Raw genomic sequence first — 22827 nt, 5'->3', positions numbered from 1 at the left:
CGCTGGGCATCGGCGGCCGCGGCGGCGGCATTGGCGGGATTGACCTGGGTCGGCAGTTCGACGAAGGGCGACGAGCCGCTGTCGACCGACGGGTCGTAGAAGGTTTCGGCGCTGGCGATGGCCGGCACCAGGGCAACGGCGAAGGCGGCGGCGGCGAGGAACTTGGCGTTCATGATCAAATCTCCGGTCTTTTAAAGGCGTTGAACTGTTGTTGAACTGTCGTACGGGGGCAGCGGAACGTTTTGTTCGCTGCCGATGACCGTCATTTGGGTGCCGCCCGATCACGTTCAAACCGGCCGGTCTTGACGTATGCGCGCCGATCAGTTGAACGGGGGTCGCGAAAATGTGTGCGGGAAGTTGAACGTCCGGGCTGGAACTCAGGAAAACCCTGGTGTGCCGCGAAAAACCGACTTTCGTCTAATCCCTGGCGGGGGATGGCAATGTGAACACGGCGCCGCCGCCGTTCACGAAACGCTCTTGCGTTCAGGCGAAAATACGCCTCCAAAATGAAAAACCCCGCCAAAATGGCGAGGTTCATCGATGACCGGCCCCGGTCGTTCGGCGGCCGGGGTAGTGTTGCGAAAGCCAGCCGACGCCCGTCGGCGCCGGCCGCCTTCGTCAGTTGCGCTGGTTGCCCGACGACACGATGTCCATGTAGACGGCGGCCACCAGGATGATGCCCTTGGTGATCTGTTGCCAGAAGGTGTCGATGCCCAGCATCGACATGCCGTTGTCGAGGCTGGCCATGATGACCGCGCCGACCAGCGCGCCCGACACCGATCCGACGCCGCCGCGCATCGACGTGCCGCCGATGAAGCAGGAGGCGATGGCGTCGAGCTCGTTGCCGAAGCCGGCCGACGGCGTGCCGGCGGCGAGCCGGGCGGTGGTGGTGAGGCCGGCGAAGGCGCACATCAGGCCCATCAGCGCGAACACCATCATCTTCACGTAGGCGACGTTGACGCCGGAAAGCCGCGTCGCCTCCATGTTGGAGCCGACGGCGTAGATGTGGCGGCCGAAGGTGGTCTTGTTGCCGATGACGGTGAACACGCCGAGGATGATCAAAAGGACCAGCACCGGCACCGGAACGCCCTGGTATTCGTTGAGCGTCAGCACGAAGCCGAGGATGATGACGCCGGCGAACAGCAGGCGGCCGACCTCGGCCGGCATGGTCGGCACGACGAGATTGTGCTTCTGGCGGTTGACGCGGGTGCGGAAGGCGAGGAACACCAGCACCAGGAACAGCAGCACGCCGCCGGCGTTGCCCAGCAATTCCGGCAGGTAGCCCTGGCCGATGAACTTGAGGTCCTGATGCACCGGGGCGATGGTGATGCCGCCGGTGAGGCCGAGCACCATGCCGCGGAAGGCAAGCTGGCCGCCCAGCGTGACGATGAACGAGGGAATGCCGAGATAGGCGGTGAGCCAGCCGACCATCAGGCCGAAGAACACGCCCATGACGATGACCAGCGCGACGGTCGCCCACAGCGGCCAGGCGTAGGTGACGTCCAGCACGGCGGCAATGCCGCCCAGCAGGCCGAGCAGCGAACCGACCGACAGGTCGATCTCGCCGGCGACGATCACGAACACCATCGCCGATGCCAGCATGCCGGTGATCGCCATCTGGCGCAGCAGGTTGGAGAAGTTGCGCGGCGTCAGGAACTGCGAACCGCCCAGGTCGGAATCATAGGTGAGATAGCCGAAGAAGCCCCAGATGATCGCGATGACGATCAAAAGGGCGACGATCTTGTACTCGGACAGGAACTTCCTGACGTCTTTCTTGGTAAGTGTCATGGTCGTACACCGGTATTCTTATGAAAGGTGAGCCTCAGGCGGCTTCCGTGATCGATTGGCCGATGGCGGCGGCGAGAACCTTCTCCTGCGTCAGCCCTTCGTTGACGAAGTTGCCGCGCAGCTTGCCCTCGCCCATCACCAGGACGCGGTCGCTGATGCCGAGCACCTCGGGCATTTCCGAGGAGATCATCAGCACCGCGACGCCCTGCTTGGCGAGTTCGAAGATCAGCTTGTAGATCTCGTACTTGGCGCCGACGTCGATGCCGCGCGTCGGCTCGTCGAGGATCAGCACCTTCGGCTCGGGCAGCAGCATCTTGGCCACTACCGCCTTCTGCTGGTTGCCGCCCGACAGCGAGGCGATCGGCAGGAGCGGCTCCGCCGTCTTGACCTTCATGCGGATGATCTGGTTCTGGATCTCGGCCAGCTCGGCCTCGGACTGGATGAAGCCGCCGCTGGTATAGCGGCGCAACACCGACATGGTGATGTTGTAGCCCACCCCCATCAACGGAATGATGCCGTGCCGCTTGCGGTCTTCCGGCACCATGCAGATGCCGAGCTTGACGGCGTCGCGCGGCTCGCGAACGTTGATTTGCTTGCCCTCGAGGAACACCTTGCCCTCGTGGTCGCCCCGCCAGCAGCCGAACAGCTTGCAGGCGAGCTCCGTCCGCCCGGCGCCGACCAGGCCGGCCAGGCCGAGGATCTCGCCCTTGCGGATCTCGAAGGAGACGCTGTCCACCACCTTGCGCTCGCGGTTGGTGACGTCCCAGCAGGAGATGTCCTTCGCCTCGAAAACCACGTCGCCGATGGTGTGCGCCTCGCGCGGGAACAGGTTCTTCATCTCGCGGCCGACCATCATGGTGATGATCTTGTTGGTGTCGAGCTCGGCCATCGGCAGCGTGCCGATATGGGTACCGTCGCGGATGACGGTGACGGTGTCGGCGATCTCGGCCACCTCGTCGAGCTTGTGCGAGATGTAGACGCAGGCCATGCCGTTGGCCTTGAATTCCTTGACGAGGTTGAGCAGCGTCCTGGTTTCGGCGGTCGTCAGGGCCGACGTCGGCTCGTCGAGGATCAAGAGCTTGGCGTTCTTGTTGAGCGCCTTGGCGATCTCCACGAGCTGCTGCTTGCCGCCCGAATAGTTGTAGACCGGCACGGCGACGTTGATGTCGCTCATCTTGAGGCGGGCCATCAGCCTCTCGGCCTCGGCATTCATCCTGTCGTAGTCGATGAAGCCGGCGCTGGTCCGCGGCTCGGTGCCAAGGAAGATGTTCTCGGCCACCGTCAGGTGCGGCACCATCATCAGCTCCTGATGAATGATGACGATGCCCGCTTCCTCGGTCTCGCGGATATTGCGCGCCTTGAGTTCCTTGCCTTCCCAGAGGATTTCTCCCGACCAGGTGCCGTAAGGATAGACCGCCGACAGAACCTTCATCAGCGTCGACTTGCCGGCGCCGTTTTCGCCGCAGAGCCCCACGCACTCGCCGCGGCGAACCTGGAGATGAATTCCATCGATCGCCTTGACGCCATTAAAGTCCTTGGTGATGTCGTGCATCTCCAAGAGATAGTCTGACATGGACCGCACTCCCTTCGACGGCGCGAACGGCCTCGGGCCGGCCTCGCGCGCCATCCTTCTCCGATCGGATCAAAGGCCGATGAAGGCCCGTTGCTTCCCAAACCGGCATTTCGCCGAACAAGGCCCGGCGCCGCCCCCGCGGCTTGCCAGACCGGCGCGGCACCTCGGTCGGGGGCCGCGACATTCCGCTGCTGTCTTTCGTGAAGACCGAGCCTGTCGGCCTCGGCCGGCAGCCGTCTCGCCCGCCACGCCCGGGCGACGCCCGCAAGCGCCTCCGGTCATTCACCGAAACGGCTGATAGGGCCAGTCGCCATTCGGCGAGTTGATCCGACGGATTTTCCCGATTCCATCGGCAAACAGCATGCCGGGGCGGGTGTCGGCCCGCCCCGGTTTTTCTTTCAGAGGATCACTTAGCCTCGACCTGTTCCTTCGTGTAGAAACCGTCCTCGACGACCTTCATCACGTTGTCCTTGGTCAGCGGGATCGGCGTCAGCAGAAGGGAGTCGACTTCCTTCTGGCCGTTGTCGAGCTTGGCGTTGAACTCGACGGTTTCGCCCTTGACCAGCTTGACCGACAGCTTGGCCGCTTCCGAGGCGATCAGCTGCAGCGGCTTGTAGACGGTGACCGTCTGCGTGCCGTCGATCACCCGCTTGATGGCGGCGAGATCGGCGTCCTGGCCGGAGATGGCCACCTTGCCGGCGAGACCCTGGGCGGCGAGAGCCTGGATGGCGCCGCCGGCCGTGCCGTCGTTCGACGCGATGACGGCGTCGATCTTGTTGTTGGCGGCGGTCAGCGCGTTCTCCATGATCGACAGCGCTTCGGTCGGGCTCCACTCCTTGACCCACTGCGAGCCGATCACCTTGACCTTGCCGGCGTCGACGGCGGCCTGGATGGCCTTCTCCTGACCGGCGCGCAGCAGCTTGGCGTTGTTGTCGGTCGGCGCGCCGCCGAGCAGGTAGTAGTTGCCTTCCGGTACGGCCTTGAGGACGGCCTCGGCCTGCAGGAAGCCGACGCGCTCGTTGTCGAAGGAGATGTAGGCGTCTTCGTCGGCGTTCAGGATCAGCCGGTCATACGACAGGATCTTGATGCCGGCCTTGTGGGCCTCGTCGATGACTTCGCCGAACACCTGCGAGTTGAAGGGAACGATGGCGATGGCATCGACCTTCTGGGCGATCAGGCCTTCGACCTGATTGACCTGCTTCTGCTCGTTGGCGTCGGCCGACGTCACCACCACCTCGGCACCCAGTTCCTTGGCGGCGGCAATGAAATACTCGCGGTCGCGAGCCCAGCGCTCGACGCGCAGGTCGTCGATCGAGAAGCCGAGCACCGGCTTGTCGGCGGACGCCTGGGCGGCCATGGGCAGCGCAACGGCGGCAGCCAGGATCGTGCTCGAAAGAATGGTAGAAAGTTTCATTGTCACTCCTCCTGAAGGCCCCCACGGGCCTAGCCGCCTCCCGGCGGCCTCCTTGCACCCGAACCACGACCGGATGGTTGATCCTCCGGTCACTTCCCCCGGCAACGCCCGTCATAGGCATCGTCGTTGGCTCGGGATATACCTCACGCGAGGATAGATGCCTCAAAGCGATGATGGACGCAACTCATTTTGATTGCGTAGATGCGTTGTGACCATCATCCATTTGACGAAGAAATTTCCGATCTCCGTCATGAGGTTCCCCTCCATATGGCTGCATCCAAGCCTTTTCCCGGCACAGGCACAGCCAAACCCGGACGCGCTTCTCCTGTTGGATAGCCGTCAAATTTGATGTGATTTCATCAAGGACGTTCCCTCCGGTCCCCGACACGCGTTTCCCGGCATCCTCCGCACCGCCGGTAAAATTCGACCCTCAAATTATACTCATCGTCCCAGCTTGGCAAGAGACAATGCGGCCCACATCGACGAATGGTCATCCCGGCGCGCCCCGTGGCGTCGGCGAAGCGATAGCGGATAGGACTCAGGGCGTTGGCGCACCGGCCGGAAGCAGTCCTTCCGCCCCGGGCCGCTCCCAAAGGACGACGGGAACCGCCGTCCGACACCGGTCGGAGGTCCGACTGGCGGCCCCGGGCCGGCTCATGCCGGCACCTGCCTTGACCGCCGGATGGGCAAGCGGGAAATGCCGCCGCTGCCGGCATCTCGGCGCCGGCCTCGGCACAGACGACGGCGATTCGCCGCGTCTTCTCGAAGATTCCGGCTGGCGCCGCGCCGAAACCAACGCCGTGGCGGGCATGCCCGCCACGGCTCATCCGGTCGCCTCGCCTCAACGATAGAGCGGTCCGAAAGTCTCACAGGCGCGGAAGTCGGCGCCTTCGGGATCCATGCCGAACATCGCCCAGGTGCTGGGCCGGAAGATCGCCTCCTCGTCGACGTTGTGCATGGCGACGGGGATGCGCAGCATGGCGGCCAGCGCGATCAGATCGGCGCCGATGTGGCCGTAGGAGATGGCGCCGTGGTTGGCGCCCCAGGCGGCCATCACCTTGTAGACCGACTTGAACGGACCCTCGCCGGTGAGCCGCGGCGCGAACCAGGTGGTCGGCCAGGTCGGATCGGTGCGCTTGTCCAGAATGTCGTGCACCTTGTCGGGCAGCGCCACCGTCTCGCCCTCGGCGATCTGCAGCACCGGGCCGATGCCGGCCACCAGGCTCAGCCGCGTCATGGTCACCGGCATGCCGCCGCGCGTCGCAAAGTCGGTCGACCAGCCGCCGCCCCGGAAGTAGCCGTGGTTGCCCTGGCAGAAGCGCGTCGCCTCCAGCGAACGCCGTTGGTCGTCCTCGGTCACCTCCCAGAACGGCTTGATGCCCGGCCGGTTGTCGATGGTCATCTCGCCGGCCCCGTCGAGGCAGGTGGCGCCCGAGTTGATCAGGTGGATGAGACCGCCCGCCGCCGCCCCCTCGACCGTGTGGCCGGAGACGCGCTTGATCGCCTCCGGGCTCCAGTAGGTGCGCACGTCCGAGAAGATCTGCGCCCGCGCCGTCAGGAGGTTGCCGAACAACATGCCGACGCCGTTGAGGCAGTCGTTCTCGGTGGCCAGGATCAGCGGCTGACGCGGACCGTTCCAGTCGAACGACGTGTTCAGCATGGTCTCCATGAAGTCGCCGTTCGGCATGAAGTCGGTCCACTGCCGCTGGCCCTGGAAGCCGGCGGCGATGGCGTGGTGGCCGCAGGATTCCTCGATATAGCCGAGCTCGGCCAGCCGCGGATTGCCCACCATCAGGTCGCGGGCGATCAGGCACATCTTGACCGACGTCTCCCACTCCCAGCGCTTGCGCGCCGCGTCCGACGTCGTGTCGCCGTTGGGATCGAAGCCTTCCTTGCAATGCTCGAGCGTCCAGGCCAGCGCCGTCTCGTACTCGACCGGATCGTAGATCTCGAGCTGCAGCCGGCGCTGGAACTCGCTCATGTCGATATATTCGGTGCGCATGCCGAAATAGCGCTGGAAGAAGCCGGCATCGACGATCGAGCCGGCGATGCCCATCGACACCCCGCCCATGGAGAGGTAGCTGCGGCCGCGCATGGTGGCCACCGCGATGCCGGCGCGCACGAAGCGCAGGAGCTTGTCGCGCACGTCGTCGGGGATCGTCCGGTCCGTGCCGTCCTGCACTTCCGAGCCGTAGATGCCGAAGGCCGGCAGGCCCTTCTGGTTATGGGCGGCCAACACGGCGGCGAGATAGACCGCGCCGGGACGCTCGGTGCCGTTGAAGCCCCAGACGGCCTTGGGCACCAGGGGATCCATGTCCATGGTCTCGGAGCCGTAGCACCAGCAGGGCGTCACCGTCAGCGACACGCCGACGTTCTCCCGTGCGAACTTTTCGGCGCAGGCCGCCGCCTCGGCGACGCCGCCGATGGTGGTGTCGGCGATCACGCACTCCACCGGCTCGCCGGTCGGGTGGCGCAGCGTCGCGGTGACCAGTTCGGCCACCGCTTTCGCCATGCCCATCGTCTGATCTTCCAGGCTCTCGCGCACGCCGTTGCGCCGGCCGTCGATGGCCGGACGGATGCCGAGCTTCGGCAGGTTGTTGAAGGCGCCGTTCATCTCTCTCTCCCTTTCCTCCCGATCGTCCGGCGCCGGCGCGTCCTCAAGCGCCGGCCCGGCGGCAGTTCATTGCCGGCGAAGACCGCCGTAGGGCGGCGGCTCGACCTTGTTCTTCAGGCTCTGGTCGACCTCCGACGGCTGCTTGCCGTAGCTCTTGAAGCGCTCCAGCACGACGTCCATCTCCGGCTTGCCGAGGATCACCCCGCCGCCCAGCATGCGCGTGCCGATGTAGATCCTGGCGAGGTTCTCCACCTCCTCCAGCACCCCGAAGGCCTTGTCGATGGTCTTGCCGGTGGCGATGACGCCGTGGTTGCCCAGCAGGCAGACGCTGCGCGGCCCCAGCGCCTCGAGCGCCAGAGCCGACAGCTCGGGCGTGCCGAACGGCGCGTAGCCCGAGCACTTGATCACGTCGCCGCCGGAGACGCCGATCATGTAGTGAACAGGCGGAATGTCGAGCCGGCAGCAGGCGAGGATCGCGCAGTGCAGCGCATGGCTGTGCAGCACCACGTCGATGTCCGGCCGCGCCTTCAGGATCTCGTAGTGGAAGCGCCATTCCGACGTCGGGATCAGCGAGCCGTAATAGCGGCCATCCCAATCCATCTCGACGATCATCTCCGGCGTCAGATCTTCGTAGGCGATGCCCGACGGCGTGATCAGAAGACCGCCGTCGACCCGGACGCTGAGGTTGCCGGCCGAACCGTTGTTGAGACCGGCCGCGTTCATCCTGAGACAGGTGGCGATGATCTCCTTGCGGAGATCCAGATGATCAGTCATTTGCCGGTCGCCTCCTGGGGCGCGGACGGATCGGCCGTCCTTTCCGCCGGAGCTTCGCCCCGGTCTTCTCGATCGAGCGGCGCGATCAGCACCTCGACGCCGGCGTCCTCCAGCATGCGCCGGTCGCCGTCGGAAATTCCTTCGTCGGTCACGAACACGTCGACCTCGGCAAGCGGGAACACCACGAGGCTGCGCGCCTCGCCGAACTTGCTGCTGTCGGCCAGCACGACGAGCCGCGCCGCCTGCCGGCGCAGCGCCCGCGCCGCCCGCAGCGGCAGCGGATCGTCCTCCATGATGCCGGCCGGGCCGACGGCGTGGCAGCCGATGAAGAAGGTGCTGGCGGCAACGTGGAAGGCCTGGGGATCGTCGAACGGGCTCAGCACGATGCCCTGCTGCGCCAACACCTCGCCTCCCGTCAGGAAGACGCGGTTGTCGGTCTTGAAGGCGAGGTGATTGGCCACCGGCAGCGAGTCCGTCAGCACGGTCAGGCCGGCGGCCGGCAGCATTTCGGCAAACCGCGCCACGGTGGAGCCGCCGTAGAGGATCAGCGTGTCGGGCGCTGAGACGAGCCCGGCGGCGCGGCGGGCGATCGCCTCCTTGGCCGCCGCGGCGCGCTGCGCCTGCACGCCGAAGAAATAGGAGGCGAGCGGCCGGCCGGCCGCCATCAGCGGCGCCACGCCGCCCCGCACCTTGCGGATGCGCCCGGCCTCGCAGAGCTGGTCGACGTCGCGCCGCAGCGTGGCGCCCGACGCGTCGACCATGGTGAGAAGCTCCTCGTAGGAAACGGCATCGCGCCCTTCGACGGCCTTCAGGATCAGGTTGAAGCGCTCTTCCTTCAGCATGCCGCGACCATATGTCGGCGCCCCGAAAGCGTCAATTCGACCTATCGCAGCTTTCTTCAAAACACTTCATCTGCACGCAATATTTCTCAATTGCCTCGAGTTATGCCGGAATTGGCGGCAAATCGCCCACCAATAGGGCAGCGCGTGGCGCTTTTCGTCGCAAAGGCGGCACGAGACGATCAATTCGTGCACACTCGGCATTTCCCGCGCTTGATTCACTCACCGGGATTACCTAAGACCGTGCAAAACCCAGGCCTGAAATCCGGCCGAAGCCCCGTGACGGAGGAAGTTTGATGCGTGCCTTGTTGTTTGCTCTCGCCGCCAGCGTCGCGGCGGCCCTGCCGGTCCATGCCGAGAACGTCACGGTGGACGTGACCGCCATCGTCGAGCATCCGGCGCTCGATGCCGTCCGCGACGGCGTCAAGGACGCGCTGGCAGCCGCCGGATATAAAGAGGGCGACAACCTCACCTTCGTCTACAAGTCGGCGCAGGGCAACGCCGCCACCGCCGCCCAGATCGCCCGCCAGTTCGCCGGCGAGGACCCGACGGTGATCGTGCCGATCTCGACCCCGTCGGCCCAGGCCGTCGCCGCCGCCACGCGCGATATCCCGATCGTCTTCTCGGCGGTGTCCGATCCGGTGGGCGCCCAGCTCGTCAAGAACATGGACAAGCCCGGCGGCAACATCACCGGCCTCTCCGACATGTCGCCGGTGGCCGAGCACATCGCCCTGATCAAGGAAATCCTGCCGAACGTCAAGAAGCTGGGCTTCCTCTACAATTCCGGCGAGGCCAACTCGGTGTCGCTGCTCGCCGCCCTCAAGGCCGAGGCCGACAAGGCCGGCATCGAGGTGATCGAATCCGCCGCCACCAAGACGGCCGAGGTGCAGGGCGCCACGCGGGCGCTGGTCGACAAGGCCGACGCCGTCTACGTGCCGACCGACAACACGATCATTTCCGCCCTGGAATCGGCCGTCGGCGTCGCCGAGGAGGCGAAGCTGCCGCTGTTCACCGCCGACACCGACAGCGTGTCGCGCGGCGCCATCGCCGCCCTCGGCTTCAACTACTATGACGTCGGTAAGCAGACCGGCGACATCGTCGTCCGCGTCCTGAAGGGCGAAACGGTCGGCGATATTCCCGCCACCGTCGCCAAGGGCACCGACCTCGTGGTCAACAAGACGGCGGCCGCCAAGATGGGCGTGACGCTGCCCGACGCCCTGGTCGCCCGCGCCACCAAGGTGATCGAATAACCAGGGCGTCGCGCCCCGCCTCTCCGCGGTGCGGGGCGCGTCTCCAGCAAAAGGCCGGCCGCCGCCGGCCGGGATATCCCGCTCCGCAATGCCTGCCGGTTCGGGATATCCAGCACAAGGATCGCTGCGTGTGAGCCAAATCGCCCTCTGGGGGGCCGTCGAACTCGGCCTCGTCTATGCCTTCGTCGCGCTCGGCGTTTATCTCGCCTTCCGCGTCCTCGACTTTCCCGACCTCACCGTCGACGGCACCTTCCCGCTCGGCGCCGCCGTGACCGCCGTGCTGATCATGGCCGGCGCCAATCCCTGGCTCGCCGCCGCCGTCGCCATGCTGGCCGGCGCGCTGGCCGGTCTCGTCACGGCGACGCTCAACGTCCGCTTCAAGATTCTGAACCTGCTCGCGTCGATCCTCACCATGATCGCCCTGTTCTCGGTCAACCTCCGGGTGATGGGCCGGCCGAACGTGGCGCTGCTGTCCGTCGACACCATGCTGACGCCCTTCTACGGCCACGGCCTTCGCGACTTCATGGTGCGGCCGATGTTCCTTTTCGTGCTGGCCATCGTGGCGCTCGTCGTCGTCTGGCGCTATCTCGAAAGCGACGCCGGCCTCGCCATGCGCGCCACCGGCGCCAACGCCCGCATGGCCCGCGCCCAGGGCATCAATACCGACCGGCAGATCTATCTCGGCATCGCGCTGTCCAACGCGCTGGTGGCGCTCGGCGGCGCGCTGTTCGCCCAGACCAACGGATTTGCCGATGTCACCTCCGGCGTCGGCACCATCGTCGTCGGCCTGGCGGCGGTGATCATCGGCGAGACGCTGTTCGGCACCCGCCGCATCCTGATCGCCCTGATCGGCTGCGTCGTCGGCTCCATTCTCTACCGCATCGCCATCCAGTTGGCGCTGTCCTCCGACTCGCTCGGCCTGCAGGCGTCCGACCTCAACCTCGTCACCGCCGTGCTCGTCACCTTCGCGCTGGTGCTGCCGCGCCTCAAGCGGGGAGTGCTCTCGTCATGATCGCCCTCGACAACATCCACGTCGTATTCGGACGCGGCACGCCGCTCGAGAAGAAGGCGCTGTCGGGCGTCTCGCTGACCATCAAGGAAGGCGCCTTCACCACCGTCATCGGCTCCAACGGCGCCGGCAAGTCGACGCTGCTCGGCGTGCTGGCGGGAGACGTCATTCCCACCGAGGGCAGCGTCCGCATCGGCGACGCCGACGTCACCAGACTGCCGACCGCCGCCCGCGCCGGCCGGGTCGCCCGCGTCTTCCAGGACCCGCTGGCCGGCTCCTGCGGCGCGCTGTCCATCGAGGAGAACCTGGCGCTCGCCCACAAGCGCGGCGGGCGGCGCGGCCTCAAGCTGGCGCTCGGCCATAGCCGCCGCAAGCTGTTCCGCGAGCGGATCGCCGAGCTCGACCTCGGCCTCGAGAACCGCATGACCGACCGCATGGCCATGCTGTCGGGCGGCCAGCGGCAGGCCGTATCGCTGGTCATGGCGATGATGGCCGGCTGCGACGTGCTGCTGCTCGACGAGCACACCGCCGCCCTCGATCCCGGCATGGCTGAATTCGTCATGAAGCTCACCGAGAAGATCGTCGGCGCCAAGAAGCTGACGACGCTGATGGTGACGCATTCGATGCGGCAGGCGCTCGACTACGGCGATCGCACCATCATGCTGCACGGCGGCGAGATCGTGCTGGACGTCGAGGGCAACAACCGCCGCAATCTGGACGTCGAAGACCTGATCGACATGTTCCGCCGCGTCCGCGGCCAGACACTCGACGACGACGAGCTATTGATCGCCGAATGACGCGAGGGGCGGCCAAGCCGCCCTCCTCTACCCGATCACGCGGCCGATCAGCTCCCACAGGCCCGGCGCCCGGTAGTCGGGCACGGCAATGTCGGCGCCGTTCTGCTTCACCGTCGCCTCGTCCAGCGTGGTGGTCAGCCCCACCGTGGCGATCTTCGCCGCGTGCGCGGCGCGAAGCCCCGGAGGCGCATCCTCGAAAGCGATCGCCCGGTCGGCTGCAACGCCGAGGCGCTCCAGGCCGGTCAGGTAAGGCAGCGGATCGGGCTTGCCGCGCGCGAGCTCGCTGCCGAGGACGATGGTGTGGAAGTACTCGGCGATGCCGAGCTGGGCCAGCATGTCGATCACGTTGGGGCGCGGCGCGTTGGAGACGACGGCCAGCCCCACCTTGCGTTCGACGGCCCAGTTGAGAAGGTCGACCAGGCCGTCGATCGGCTTGAGCCGGCCGACGATCAGCCGCCGGAACAGGGCCTCCTTCTCGTCGGCCAGGCGCGGATGCTCCTCTGTCGCGACATGCGAGAAAAGATTCTTGAAAATCAGGGAATTGGCCTGCCCCGACACATATTTGAGAAAGGTCGGCTCGTCGATGTCGACGCCATAGGCCTTGCCGAATTCCACGAAAGCCTCGTGATGGAAGGGATCGCTGTTGGTCAGCGTTCCATCCATGTCGAACAGCAGGGCACGTGAAAACATCGGCGAACAACTCCGGGCGCGGCATCGTTTTTTGAAGCGGTTTTGCATACACCGCGCACCCCGGCGGGTCCAGCCGCCGGGCGCTTATTTGACAAGCCGGACTGCCCGACTTTTAATCTTCCATCCCGAACGGGCGGGCTATATTGATCTCGCCAAAAGCACAATAAAGCGGATTTAGATGGAACTTCGCCAGCTTCAGCATTTCGTCGCCGTCGCCGAGGAGATGCACTTCACCCGCGCGGCCCGTCGCGTCAACATCGTGCAGTCGGCGCTGTCGACGTCGATCCGCGCCCTCGAGGAAGAACTCGCCGCCAAGCTGTTCATGCGCAATACGCGCCAGGTGCAGCTCACCGCCGCCGGCCGCGTCTTTCTCGACAAGGCGCGACTCGCCATCGAAGCGGTGCGCGAGGCGCGCGACGCCGTTGCCGCCGTGCAGGGCCTGACGCGCGGCCGCCTCGCCATCGGCACGGTGCAGAGCCTGCCGGCCTTCGTCGACCTGCCGGCCCTGCTCGCCTCGTTCCACGAGCTCTATCCCGGCATCGAGGTGCGCCTCTGCCAGGGCAATGCCGATCACCTCGTCGACAAGATCCGCTCCGGCGCCATCGACCTCGCCATCGTGCCGCTGATCGAGGCGCCGCGCGGCATCGCCACCAGGATGATCGCCTGCGAATACCTCGTCGCCATCTCGGCGAAGGATCATCCGCTGGCCGGCCGCACCGACGTGCCGCTGTCGGCCTTCCGCGACGAGCCCTTCGTCGACTTCGAGCAGGCCTGGGGTACGCGCCAGCTCGTCGACACCGGCTTTCGCCATGCCGGCGTCGAGCGGCGCGTCGCCTTCGAGGTCAACGACCTCGGCACGCTGATCGAACTGGTGTCGCGCGGCCTCGGCGTGGCGCTGGTGCCCGAGGCGATCGCCGAGGCGGAAGCCGCGACGCTCGGCGTCGTCCGCCTCGCCGAGCCGCAGATGTGCTGGGAGCTGGCCGTCGCCACGCTCGCCGGCGGCGGCGACGAGATCATCCTCGACGGCGCGCCGAAGGCCTTCATGGACCTGCTGATCGCCGCCCGCGGCGTCGACGAGGAGGAAGAGGCCGCCGCCTGAGGCAACCTTCGTGCCCTACGCCCGTTCCTAGCTCACGTATTTCCGCCAGTCGTGCTGTTCCCTGAAGCCCAGCACGGTGCGGATCTTCTCGTTGGAGATCGGCGCCTCGTAGCCGACGAGCGGCCGGCTGTGCGGCGTGTTCGGGCAGACTTTCCCGAGGAAGGCTTCGGTCGGCTCGCGGGCGGTGATCGTGTCGTTGACGGCGTTGAACACCTGGAAGCCGAGCCCGTCCTTGCCGACGGCGAGATGGACGATCTCGCCGAGGTCGCGGGCGTCGATGTAGCTCCAGGCGTTGCGCTTGCGCATCAGCGGATCCTCCATGAAGCCGGGGAAGTTGGCGTATTCGTGCGGCTCGATGACGTTGCCGATCCGGAGCGCGTAGATGTCGGCGCCGTAGCGCATGGCAAAGGCGCGCGCCGTCTTCTCGTTCACCACCTTGGACAGGCCGTAGCTGTCCATCGGATCGGTGTCGTAGTCCTCGGTCAGCGGGAACCGATGAAAATCCTTGTCGCCCTCGGCAAAACAGACGCCGTAGGTGGTCTCGCTCGACGCGACGATCACCTTGCGGATGCCGAGCTTCATCGCCGCCTCGATGACGTTGTAGGTCGACATCACGTTGGTTGCGAAGGTGCTGTTGTCCGGCGTCAGCAGGATGCGCGGCACGGCCGCGAAATGCACCACGGCGTCCGGCAGCACCGGCCGCGAGCCACTGGCCAGGCTGTCGAAATCGAAATGCATGGAGAGCGCGCTGTAGACCTGCCCACCGTCGGTGAGGTCGCAGTCAAGCGTCGTCACGCCGGGGCAGTCGAGCGGCTTGAGGTCGAGGTTGAAGATATCGTGCCCCTTGGCCTTCAGGTAGGGAACGACGTGACGGCCGGCCTTGCCCGAGCCGCCGGTGAAGACGATCTTGCTTCCCATTCTTCTCTCCGAAAACTTTCCGCCGTCGACGCGGGATCAGGTCATGAGCTGGCCGCCGTTCACCTCGAGCACCTGCCCGATCATGTAGCCCGACAGGGCTTGCGAGGCGAGGAACAGGTAGGGACCGACCATGTCCTCCGGCTTGGCGAGGCGTTGCAGCGGAATGGTGACGCGCATGGCGTCGAGATAGGCCTGATCGGAGTAGCGCTCGTGGAACGGCGTCTCGACGATGCCCGGCGCCACCGCGTTGACGCGGACGCCGAACGGCGCGAACTCCTTGGCCATGCCGCGCGTCACGTTCTCGATGAACGCCTTGGCCGAGCCATAGGGACCGGCGCCGAGGCTGGCGCCGGTACGGGCGGCGATCGACGTGGTGTTGATGACGAAGCCCTGCTGCGCCTTGAGGAAAGGCAGCGCCGCATGCGAGGCCACCAGCACCGAGCGGACGTTGAGGCCGACGATTTCCTCGAACACCGCCTCGTCGAAGGCGGCGTAGGGCATGCGCGCCACCATGCCGCCGGCGTTGTTGACGAGGCCGTCGAGCCGGCCGAAGGCCATGGCCGTCTCCTCGACGATCCGGGCGATCTCCGCCGGTTTGGTGACGTCGCCGTGCACGGCCGTCGCCCTGCCGCCGGCCTCGCGGATGTCGGCGCAGAGCGCCTCGGCCGCGGCGGCCGAGGAATTGTAGTGGACGCCCACCGACGCGCCCTGCCCGGCGAAGGCGCGCGCCAGCGCGGCGCCGATGCCGGACGAGGCGCCGGTGATGAGCACGGCCTTGCCGGCGAGATCGGGAATGCTGAGCGGCTTGGTCATAGGGGCCTCCTTCGTCGCACGGGTCGCCGGACGGTCAGGCTGCCGGCGACGGACCAGCAAAGCCCGTCCGGTCGCCGCTGTCCATGGGCAGTTATGCCGGCTCAGAGGCCTTTGACCATGAAGGTCTGATACGGCGCTTCCAGCGCGGCGACCTCCTCGGCGGTGAGCTCGAGGTCGACGGCGGCGATGGCATCGTCGAGATGGCCCATCCTGCTGACGCCGACGATCGGCGACGTCACGCCGGCGACCTGCAGCACCCAGGCGAGCGCCACCTCGGCCATCGACCGGCCGCGCGCCTTCGCCACCGTCTCGACGGCGGCCACCACCTCCGGCGCGTTGCCCTCCGTCCGGTCGTACATGCCCTTGTTGTGGCGGTCGGTGGTGTTGCGCTTGGTCTCGGTGCCCCAGGGGCGGGTGAGCTTGCCGCCTCCGAGCGGGCTCCACGGCATGACGGCGACGCCCTGGTCGCGGCAGAGCGGCAGCATCTCGCGCTCCTCCTCGCGATAGACGAGGCTCACCTGGTTCTGCATCGATGAGAACCTGGTCCAGCCGTTGAGCTCGGCGGCGTGCTGCATCTTGGCGAACTGCCAGGCGAACATCGAGGAGGCGCCGATGTAGCGGGCCTTGCCGGCCTTCACCACGTCGTGCAGCGCTTCCATGGTTTCCTCGACCGGCGTGAACGGGTCGAAGCGGTGGATCTGGTAGAGGTCGACGTAATCGGTGCCGAGCCGCTTCAGGCTGTTGTCGATCTCGCCGAGGATCGCCTTGCGCGACAGACCACGGCCGTTCGGCCCCTGCCGCATCGGAAAGAACACCTTGGTGGCCAGCACGATCTCCTCGCGCGGCGCCAGCTCCTTCAGGATGGCGCCGGTGATCTCCTCGCTGGAGCCGGCCGCGTAGACGTTGGCGGTGTCGAAGAAGTTGATGCCGGCCTCCCAGGCCCGGCGGAACAGCGGCCGCGCCTCGTCGAGACCGAGCACCCAGGGGCGCTCTTCCATCACCCTGCCGAAGGACATGCAGCCGAAGCAGATGCGGCTGACCTCGAGACCGGACTTTCCGAATCGGGCGTATTGCATGGCGATTTCCTCCCTGGCGAAGGCCGACGAACCGATCGTCGGCATCCCGTCTGTCTTTGCGAGCCGACAGTCAATCGCCGCCACTTTGATCCGTCAAATGGATTGTCGAGATAAGATTGATCGGGACGATCGAAACAAAACGCTCTCCAATGCGCTTTGGATGTCACGTTCCCGGCTTTTCCCGTCTGCGGGAAGGCCGGACGAGGCAATTCCGTCTCGTGGCGATGAATCGTTTTTGCTACGCTCGTGATCAGGCGCCCCAGGAGGCGTGCCAAGGGAGAAAGCCATGTCGGAACACGAAGGGACCGTCCGCCACCGCTGGTGGAAGGAAGCGGTCGTCTACCAGATCTATCCGCGCTCCTTCCAGGATTCGAACGGCGACGGCATCGGCGACATCCCCGGCATCGTGTCGCGCCTCGACTATCTGAAGGGGCTCGGCGTCGACGTCGTCTGGCTGAGCCCGCACTACGATTCGCCCAACGCCGACAACGGCTACGATATCCGCGACTACCGCAAGGTGATGGCCGAGTTCGGCGGCATGGCCGACTTCGACGCCCTGCTTGCCGGCCTCAAGGCGCGCGGCATGCGCCTCATCGTCGACCTGGTGGTCAATCATTCGTCGGACGAGCATGCCTGGTTCGTCGAGAGCCGCAAGTCGAAGGACAATCCCTATCGCGACTACTACATCTGGCGCCCCGGCCGCGGCGACGGCCCGCCCAACGACTGGCGCTCCTACTTCTCCGGCTCGGCCTGGACGCTCGATCCGGCGACCGGCGAATACTATCTGCACCTGTTCGCCGACAAGCAGCCCGATCTCAACTGGGAGAACGACAAGCTGCGCGCCGAGGTCTACGACCTGATGCGCTTCTGGCTCGACAAGGGCGTCGACGGCTTCCGCATGGACGTCATCCCGATGATCTCCAAGGACCAGGCCTTCCCCGACTATCCGCCTGAGCATCGCCAGCGCACCGAATATTACCACGCCGTCGGCCCGCGCCTGCACGAGTTCCTCCAGGAGATGAACCGCGAGGTGCTGTCGAAATACGACGTGATGACGGTGGGCGAAGCCTTCGGCGTCACGCCCGAGCAGACGCTCGACCTTGTCGACGAGCGGCGCGGCGAGCTGAACATGATCTTCAACTTCGACGCCGTCCGCCTCTACAACGACGGGCACCGCTACCGGCCCTGGACGCTGCCGGAACTGAAGGCCATCTACACGCGCCTCGAGGAAGGCACCGGCCCCCGCGGCTGGAACACCGTGTTCCTGTCCAACCACGACAACGCCCGCCTCGTCAGCAGCTTCGGCGACGACGCCGGCCCCTGGCGCGTGCCGTCGGCCAAGCTCCTGGCCACCATGCTGATGACGCTGCACGGCACGCCGTTCATCTACCAGGGCGACGAGCTCGGCATGACCAACTATCCCTTCACCTCGGTCGAGCAATACGACGACATCGCCGTCAGGAACGCCTGGAAGGCGGACGTGCTGACCGGCCGCGTAGCGGCCGCCGATTTCCTCGCCGGCATGGCGCGCACCAGCCGCGATCACAGCCGCACGCCGATGCAGTGGAGCGCCGCGCCCAACGGCGGCTTCACCACCGCCGGCAAGGCCTGGCTCGCCGTCAACCCCAACTACCCCGAGATCAACGCCGAAGCGGCGCTCGCCGATCCCGGCTCGATCTATCACCACTACGCCAGGCTCGCCGGCCTCAGGCGGGCGCATCCGCCCCTCGTCTACGGCGACTTCGCCGACCTGGCGCCGGCGCACCCCCGGCTTTTCGCCTATACGCGCCGGCTCGGCGACGAAGCCCTGCTCGTCCTCCTCAATTTCTCGCGCGAGACGATCGACGTCGAGCTGCCGGCCGGCATCGAGGCCGGGGAGCTGTTGCTCGGCAACCTGGCCGTGCCGTCGCAGGCCGGGCGCCTTGCCGGCTGGGAGGCGCGCGTCCACCGCTGCCGCCGGCACTGAGCCGGCGTGGACTACGGCTCGGTGACCACCGGGCCGTTCTTCTCCGTCCACTCGATCATGCTGCCGGGGTAGACGCCGACGTCGGCGCGGCCGGCGGCCTCGGCGATCGCCAACGCCTCGCCGGCCCGCCGGCCGGAGCGGCACATCAGCACCACCGGGATTTCCGAGGGCGGCGGCAGTTGCTCGACCTTGAAGGTCGACAGCGGCAGGTTGACCGCGCCCGGCACGTGGCCGGCCGCGAACTCGTCGGCCTCGCGGACATCGACGAGATGGATGCGGTTGGAATTCAATCCCGCCCGCACCTGGTCGAAGCTGAAGGCCTCGCCGGCCAGCGCGGCTCCGACGAGGGCCGGTACGAAACCACCGAGAAACGCCAAAGCGGCGAGACGCATCGTCTTTTTCTCCTTCCCCGAAACACGGGGAGCCATGGGACAGGCGCGGAAACGACCGACGAAATGACGACGCCGGCTTCTCCGCTCGGGAAGAAGCCGGCGCCTTGCGGGAAAGTTCCCGTCAGCAGCAGCGAAACACGCCGCCGGTGGAGCCGCCGCCGTAGCGGCGCTCCTGGCTGTTGCGGAAGAACTCTTCCTTCGTCATCACCGGCTGGTCCGGATGGTTGGCGGCCCGATGGGCGACATAGGTGTCGTAATCGGGAACGCCGACCATCAGGCGCGCCGTCTGGGCGAGCCTTTGGCCCACCTTACGCGGATCAGGTAGCCTGAGGCCGCACACCTGACAGGTCATCGCCCACCTCGCTCGCGGTCGGCTTCTGCTCGCGCAGCGCCTTCAGCATCGCCTGCACGCCGAACACCAGCATGCCCACGACGATGATCATGAACACGGCGGTCAGCGCCGCGTCGACCCACTGGTTGAAGACGATGCGCTGCATCTCCTCGACGGTCTTGGCCGGCGCCAGGATGGTGCCGTCGGCGATCGCCTTGGAGAAGCGGTTGGCCTGGGCGATGAAGCCCACCGCCGGACGGCCGTCGAACAGCTTCTGCCAGCCGGCGGTCAGCGTGCAGACGGCCAGCCAGGCGAGCGGCACCAGCGCCACCCAGGCATAGGCCTGCCGCTTCATCTTGAACAGCATCACCGTGGCGAAGGCCAGCGCGATGGCCGCCAGCATCTGGTTGGCGATGCCGAACAGCGGCCACAGCGTGTTGATGCCGCCGAGCGGATCGACCACGCCCTGGTAGAGGAAGTAGCCCCAGGCGGCGACGGCCAGCGCCGTGGCGACCAGGTTGGCCGTCCAGCTATGGGTCTGGCGGAACGTCGGAACCGCCGTGCCGAGCAGGTCCTGGATCATGAAGCGGGCGACGCGCGTGCCGGCGTCGACCGTCGTCAGGATGAACAGCGCCTCGAACAGGATGGCGAAGTGATACCAGAACGGCATCAGCGCCACGCCGCCGATCACGCCGGACAGGATGTGCGCCATGCCGACGGCGAGCGTCGGCGCGCCGCCGGCCCGCGACAGGATGGTCGCCTCGCCGACGTTCTTCGCCATGTCCGTCAGCATGTCCGGCGAGACGGTGAACAGCGGATCCCAGCCGGAGATCACCTGCGCCGCCTGGTCGGCGGTGGTGCCGATGACGCCGGGCGCCGTGTTCATGGCGAAGTAGACGCCCGGCTCGATCACCGAGGCGGCGATCAGCGCCATGATGCCGACGAAGCTTTCCATCAGCATCGCGCCGTAGCCGATGAAGCGGAACTGGCTCTCGCTCTCGATCATCTTGGGCGTAGTGCCCGAGGCGATCAGCGAATGGAAGCCCGAGATGGCGCCGCAGGCGATGGTGATGAACAGGAACGGGAACAGGTTGCCGGAGAACACCGGCCCCGTGCCGTCGACGAACTTGGTGACCGCCGGCATCTTCATCTCCGGCATCACGAACACGATGCCGATGGCCAGCGCCATGATGGTGCCGATCTTCAGGAAGGTCGACAGGTAGTCGCGCGGGGCGAGCAGGAACCACACCGGCAGCACCGAGGCGACGAAGCCGTAACCGATCAGGATGAGGGCCAGCGTCTCGCCCTTGTAGGTGAACAGCGGCGCCAGCGCCTCGCTCTCGGCCACCGTGCGGCCGAAGAAGATGGCGGCGAGCAGCAGCACGACGCCGATGAGGCTCATCTCGCCGATGCGGCCGGGCCGGAAAAACCGGCTGTAGAGGCCCATCAGGATGGCGATCGGAATGGTGGCGAACACCGTGAACGTGCCCCACGGGCTGCCGGCCAGCGCCTTGACGACGATGAGGGCGAGCACGGCGAGCAGGATGATCATGATCATCAGGATGCCGATCGAGGCGACGATGCCGGGCACCGGACCGAGCTCGGTCTTGATCATGTCGCCGAGCGACCGGCCGTCGCGGCGGGTCGAGGCGAACAGGATCATGAGATCCTGGACGGCGCCGGCGAAGATCACGCCGGCGATCAGCCACATGGTGCCGGGAAGGTAGCCCATCTGCGCGGCGAGCACCGGACCGACCAGCGGGCCGGCACCGGCGATGGCGGCGAAATGGTGCCCGAACAGCACGTATTTATCGGTCGGAACATAGTCGAGGCCGTCGTTGTGACGCACGGCCGGCGTCCGGCGGGCGGGGTCCGCACCGAGAACGCGATTGACGATGTAGAGCGCGTAGAAGCGGAACGCGACGAGATAGGTGGCGACGGCCGCCACCACCAGCCACAATGCGTTGATCGTCTCGCCCCGGCTGAGGGCCACGACGCCGAGGGCGACGGCGCCGACGACGGCGATCAGTATCCAGACGAGCCACTCGCCCGGCGAACGGGGCATCTTGGCGACTGTTGACATCTTTATCCTCCCGACGAAAATCCGGCCGAGGGAAGACGCGTGGCAGGTAAGCCAAACCATTGCTCCGGCACGATATGCCGGGCGCCAAACGGTTCGATTTCGCCTCAAACCCCACCACGTTCGCCGCCGCCCCGCCGGTCCTCCTCCTCCCCAGGATTCCGAACCGTGCGGAACAATGGCGGCGCCCGCTCCCCAGGCAACCTTCCGCTTCACTGTAACGATGCGAACATGACTGGAGTATTGTATCCCGTCCTTCGCGACAAGGCGAAGAAACGGTTAACGTGCGATGTTTCCATTAGCAAATAGGATGATGAATTCGCCCCTTTTCGCCCGATCCGGCAAGGACGGACGAAGCGTCGCCCCTTCGATGGCATCGGAAGTGGCTCGGACATTCAACCGCAGGCGGTCTGCTATACGCGGGCGCCATGAGAAGAGCTGCAAAGGATACCTTCAGATCACCCAGGTGAAGGCGGAATAGTCGCGCTCGGTCAGCATCTGGTCCATGTTGCGGGCCGGGTTGGCCGGCGCGTCGCCGAGGATGATGCGGGCCGGCGTGCCGACGGCCGTCGAATGGGCCGGCACCGTGGTCGTCACCAGCGAGCCGGCGGCGATCTTGGAATAGGCGCCGATCTCCACCGGCCCGAAGATCTGGGCGCCGGCGCCGATCATCACGCCGGTGCGGATGGTCGGATGGCGCTTGCCGGTGTGGGTGCCGGTGCCGCCGAGCGTCACGTCCTGCAGGATCGACACCTCGTCGTCGATTTCGGCCGTCTCGCCGATCACCACGCCGGTGGCGTGGTCGATGAAGATGCCCTGCCCGATGGTGGCGCCCGGGTGGATGTCGGTCTGGAACACCGACGACGACCGGCTTTGCAGCACCAGCGCCATGTCGCGCCGGCCGGCCTGCCACAGGTGGTAGGCGATGCGGTGCGTCTCGATGGCCGAGAAGCCCTTGAAGAACAGGAACGGCTCCATCAGCCGGCCCGAAGCCGGATCGCGCTCGACCACCGCCTTGAGGTCGGCGTGCACGGCATCGAGGATGGCCGGCTCGGCGTCGATCACCTTCAGCACCGTCCGGGCGATCATCTCCGGGGGAAGCTCGTCGCCGGCCAGCCGCTGGCCGAGACGGCCGGCGAGGGCCGTCGCAAGGTCGGGCTGCTCGAGAATGGTGGAGACGAGAAGCGAGGTAAGCGCCGGCTCGCGGGTCATGGCGGCTTCGGCTTCGCCCCTGAGACGATGCCAATAGAGGTCGATCGCCGCCGAACGGCCGCTTGCAACCTCGCCCATCCGCAGTCTCGGCGCGCTGTCCATTCGTCCTCACCCGCAGGCAGATAACTTGACCAACCGACGGAATTTTATACGAAAGTCGCAGCTTCGCCAAAGCACGAGCGTGTGACCTGA

At 66.4% G+C, this 22827-nt stretch carries 19 protein-coding genes; 5 read left to right on the top strand and 14 right to left on the bottom strand.

Annotated elements, in window-relative coordinates:
- Positions 1–618: 618 nt before the first annotated feature.
- From CJ014_RS24430 to CJ014_RS24400, 6 genes are all read right to left on the bottom strand, one after another.
- The gene (locus tag CJ014_RS24430) at positions 619–1788 is read right to left on the bottom strand and encodes a sugar ABC transporter permease (protein ID WP_100083121.1); all 1170 of its coding nucleotides are present in this window, start codon (positions 1786–1788) and stop codon (positions 619–621) included.
- A 34-nt stretch (positions 1789–1822) separates the two neighbouring features.
- The gene (locus CJ014_RS24425; protein ID WP_100083123.1) at positions 1823–3361 is read right to left on the bottom strand and encodes a xylose ABC transporter ATP-binding protein; all 1539 of its coding nucleotides are present in this window, start codon (positions 3359–3361) and stop codon (positions 1823–1825) included.
- 406 nt (positions 3362–3767) lie between these two features.
- Positions 3768–4775, bottom strand: a complete 1008-nt coding sequence (gene xylF, locus CJ014_RS24420; protein ID WP_100083120.1) for a D-xylose ABC transporter substrate-binding protein — start codon at positions 4773–4775, stop codon at positions 3768–3770.
- An 841-nt stretch (positions 4776–5616) separates the two neighbouring features.
- On the bottom strand, positions 5617–7389 hold the full coding sequence (locus tag CJ014_RS24410; protein WP_100083118.1) for an L-fucose isomerase: 1773 nt from the start codon (positions 7387–7389) through the stop codon (positions 5617–5619).
- A 66-nt stretch (positions 7390–7455) separates the two neighbouring features.
- Complete coding sequence (locus CJ014_RS24405; protein WP_100083117.1) at positions 7456–8163, bottom strand: class II aldolase/adducin family protein; 708 nt, start codon at positions 8161–8163, stop codon at positions 7456–7458.
- Positions 8160–9005, bottom strand: a complete 846-nt coding sequence (locus tag CJ014_RS24400) for a DeoR/GlpR family DNA-binding transcription regulator (RefSeq protein WP_100083116.1) — start codon at positions 9003–9005, stop codon at positions 8160–8162. The genes CJ014_RS24405 and CJ014_RS24400 overlap by 4 nt, the downstream gene beginning before the upstream one ends.
- 293 nt (positions 9006–9298) lie before the next feature.
- Here CJ014_RS24400 and CJ014_RS24395 point away from each other — a divergent pair, with 293 nt between their 5' ends.
- From CJ014_RS24395 to CJ014_RS24385, 3 genes are all read left to right on the top strand, one after another.
- Positions 9299–10252, top strand: a complete 954-nt coding sequence (locus tag CJ014_RS24395; protein ID WP_100083115.1) for an ABC transporter substrate-binding protein — start codon at positions 9299–9301, stop codon at positions 10250–10252.
- Between the two features lie 130 nt (positions 10253–10382).
- The gene (locus CJ014_RS24390) at positions 10383–11264 is read left to right on the top strand and encodes an ABC transporter permease (protein ID WP_100083114.1); all 882 of its coding nucleotides are present in this window, start codon (positions 10383–10385) and stop codon (positions 11262–11264) included.
- Positions 11261–12058, top strand: a complete 798-nt coding sequence (locus CJ014_RS24385; RefSeq protein WP_100083113.1) for an ABC transporter ATP-binding protein — start codon at positions 11261–11263, stop codon at positions 12056–12058. Before CJ014_RS24390 ends, CJ014_RS24385 begins: the two co-directional genes overlap by 4 nt.
- Positions 12059–12085: 27 nt before the next feature.
- Here CJ014_RS24385 and CJ014_RS24380 read toward each other — a convergent pair whose 3' ends face one another.
- Positions 12086–12748: an HAD family hydrolase gene (locus CJ014_RS24380; RefSeq protein WP_165790976.1), complete on the bottom strand. Its 663-nt coding sequence runs from the start codon at positions 12746–12748 to the stop codon at positions 12086–12088.
- A gap of 178 nt (positions 12749–12926) precedes the next feature.
- Between CJ014_RS24380 and CJ014_RS24375 the strand changes: the two genes are divergently transcribed.
- Positions 12927–13847, top strand: a complete 921-nt coding sequence (locus CJ014_RS24375; RefSeq protein ID WP_100083111.1) for a LysR family transcriptional regulator — start codon at positions 12927–12929, stop codon at positions 13845–13847.
- Between the two features lie 27 nt (positions 13848–13874).
- Here CJ014_RS24375 and CJ014_RS24370 read toward each other — a convergent pair whose 3' ends face one another.
- The 3 genes from CJ014_RS24370 to CJ014_RS24360 all read right to left on the bottom strand — a co-directional run bounded on the left by CJ014_RS24370 (position 13875) and on the right by CJ014_RS24360 (position 16654).
- Positions 13875–14765, bottom strand: a complete 891-nt coding sequence (locus tag CJ014_RS24370; protein ID WP_100083110.1) for an NAD-dependent epimerase/dehydratase family protein — start codon at positions 14763–14765, stop codon at positions 13875–13877.
- 36 nt (positions 14766–14801) lie between these two features.
- Positions 14802–15578, bottom strand: a complete 777-nt coding sequence (locus CJ014_RS24365; protein WP_100083109.1) for an SDR family NAD(P)-dependent oxidoreductase — start codon at positions 15576–15578, stop codon at positions 14802–14804.
- Between the two features lie 101 nt (positions 15579–15679).
- A complete protein-coding gene (locus tag CJ014_RS24360) occupies positions 15680–16654 on the bottom strand; it encodes an aldo/keto reductase (protein ID WP_100083122.1) in 975 nt (324 codons plus the stop codon).
- A 286-nt stretch (positions 16655–16940) separates the two neighbouring features.
- Here CJ014_RS24360 and CJ014_RS24355 point away from each other — a divergent pair, with 286 nt between their 5' ends.
- Positions 16941–18620 (top strand): alpha-glucosidase, encoded by a 1680-nt coding sequence (locus tag CJ014_RS24355; protein ID WP_100083108.1) that lies wholly within the window; start codon positions 16941–16943, stop codon positions 18618–18620.
- Positions 18621–18631: 11 nt separating this feature from the next.
- Here the strand turns inward: CJ014_RS24355 and CJ014_RS24350 are convergent, their stop codons facing one another.
- The 4 genes from CJ014_RS24350 to cysE all read right to left on the bottom strand — a co-directional run bounded on the left by CJ014_RS24350 (position 18632) and on the right by cysE (position 22713).
- On the bottom strand, positions 18632–19012 hold the full coding sequence (locus tag CJ014_RS24350) for a rhodanese-like domain-containing protein (RefSeq protein WP_100083107.1): 381 nt from the start codon (positions 19010–19012) through the stop codon (positions 18632–18634).
- Positions 19013–19133: 121 nt separating this feature from the next.
- The gene (locus CJ014_RS24345; RefSeq protein ID WP_100083106.1) at positions 19134–19364 is read right to left on the bottom strand and encodes a YbdD/YjiX family protein; all 231 of its coding nucleotides are present in this window, start codon (positions 19362–19364) and stop codon (positions 19134–19136) included.
- A complete protein-coding gene (locus CJ014_RS24340; RefSeq protein ID WP_100083105.1) occupies positions 19330–21426 on the bottom strand; it encodes a carbon starvation CstA family protein in 2097 nt (698 codons plus the stop codon). The genes CJ014_RS24345 and CJ014_RS24340 overlap by 35 nt, the downstream gene beginning before the upstream one ends.
- Positions 21427–21876: 450 nt before the next feature.
- Complete coding sequence (gene cysE / locus CJ014_RS24335) at positions 21877–22713, bottom strand: serine O-acetyltransferase (RefSeq protein WP_245427617.1); 837 nt, start codon at positions 22711–22713, stop codon at positions 21877–21879.
- Between the last annotated feature and the right edge of the window lie 114 nt (positions 22714–22827).

Origin of the sequence: Pleomorphomonas carboxyditropha, assembly GCF_002770725.1 — a bacterium.
Taxonomy (GTDB): domain Bacteria; phylum Pseudomonadota; class Alphaproteobacteria; order Rhizobiales; family Pleomorphomonadaceae; genus Pleomorphomonas; species Pleomorphomonas carboxyditropha.
The sequence above is the reverse complement of the archived record's forward strand: the minus strand, read 5'-3'. Positions and strand labels throughout refer to the sequence as shown.

Coding starts and splice junctions, on each gene's coding strand:
- CJ014_RS24430 (WP_100083121.1), bottom strand. CDS start 1,788: ATGACACTTACCAAGAAAGACGTCAGGAAGTTCCTGTCCGAGTACAAG.
- CJ014_RS24425 (WP_100083123.1), bottom strand. CDS start 3,361: ATGTCAGACTATCTCTTGGAGATGCACGACATCACCAAGGACTTTAAT.
- xylF (WP_100083120.1), bottom strand. CDS start 4,775: ATGAAACTTTCTACCATTCTTTCGAGCACGATCCTGGCTGCCGCCGTT.
- CJ014_RS24410 (WP_100083118.1), bottom strand. CDS start 7,389: ATGAACGGCGCCTTCAACAACCTGCCGAAGCTCGGCATCCGTCCGGCC.
- CJ014_RS24405 (WP_100083117.1), bottom strand. CDS start 8,163: ATGACTGATCATCTGGATCTCCGCAAGGAGATCATCGCCACCTGTCTC.
- CJ014_RS24400 (WP_100083116.1), bottom strand. CDS start 9,005: ATGCTGAAGGAAGAGCGCTTCAACCTGATCCTGAAGGCCGTCGAAGGG.
- CJ014_RS24395 (WP_100083115.1), top strand. CDS start 9,299: ATGCGTGCCTTGTTGTTTGCTCTCGCCGCCAGCGTCGCGGCGGCCCTG.
- CJ014_RS24385 (WP_100083113.1), top strand. CDS start 11,261: ATGATCGCCCTCGACAACATCCACGTCGTATTCGGACGCGGCACGCCG.
- CJ014_RS24380 (WP_165790976.1), bottom strand. CDS start 12,748: ATGTTTTCACGTGCCCTGCTGTTCGACATGGATGGAACGCTGACCAAC.
- CJ014_RS24375 (WP_100083111.1), top strand. CDS start 12,927: ATGGAACTTCGCCAGCTTCAGCATTTCGTCGCCGTCGCCGAGGAGATG.
- CJ014_RS24370 (WP_100083110.1), bottom strand. CDS start 14,765: ATGGGAAGCAAGATCGTCTTCACCGGCGGCTCGGGCAAGGCCGGCCGT.
- CJ014_RS24365 (WP_100083109.1), bottom strand. CDS start 15,578: ATGACCAAGCCGCTCAGCATTCCCGATCTCGCCGGCAAGGCCGTGCTC.
- CJ014_RS24360 (WP_100083122.1), bottom strand. CDS start 16,654: ATGCAATACGCCCGATTCGGAAAGTCCGGTCTCGAGGTCAGCCGCATC.
- CJ014_RS24355 (WP_100083108.1), top strand. CDS start 16,941: ATGTCGGAACACGAAGGGACCGTCCGCCACCGCTGGTGGAAGGAAGCG.
- CJ014_RS24350 (WP_100083107.1), bottom strand. CDS start 19,012: ATGCGTCTCGCCGCTTTGGCGTTTCTCGGTGGTTTCGTACCGGCCCTC.
- CJ014_RS24345 (WP_100083106.1), bottom strand. CDS start 19,364: ATGACCTGTCAGGTGTGCGGCCTCAGGCTACCTGATCCGCGTAAGGTG.
- CJ014_RS24340 (WP_100083105.1), bottom strand. CDS start 21,426: ATGTCAACAGTCGCCAAGATGCCCCGTTCGCCGGGCGAGTGGCTCGTC.
- cysE (WP_245427617.1), bottom strand. CDS start 22,713: ATGGGCGAGGTTGCAAGCGGCCGTTCGGCGGCGATCGACCTCTATTGG.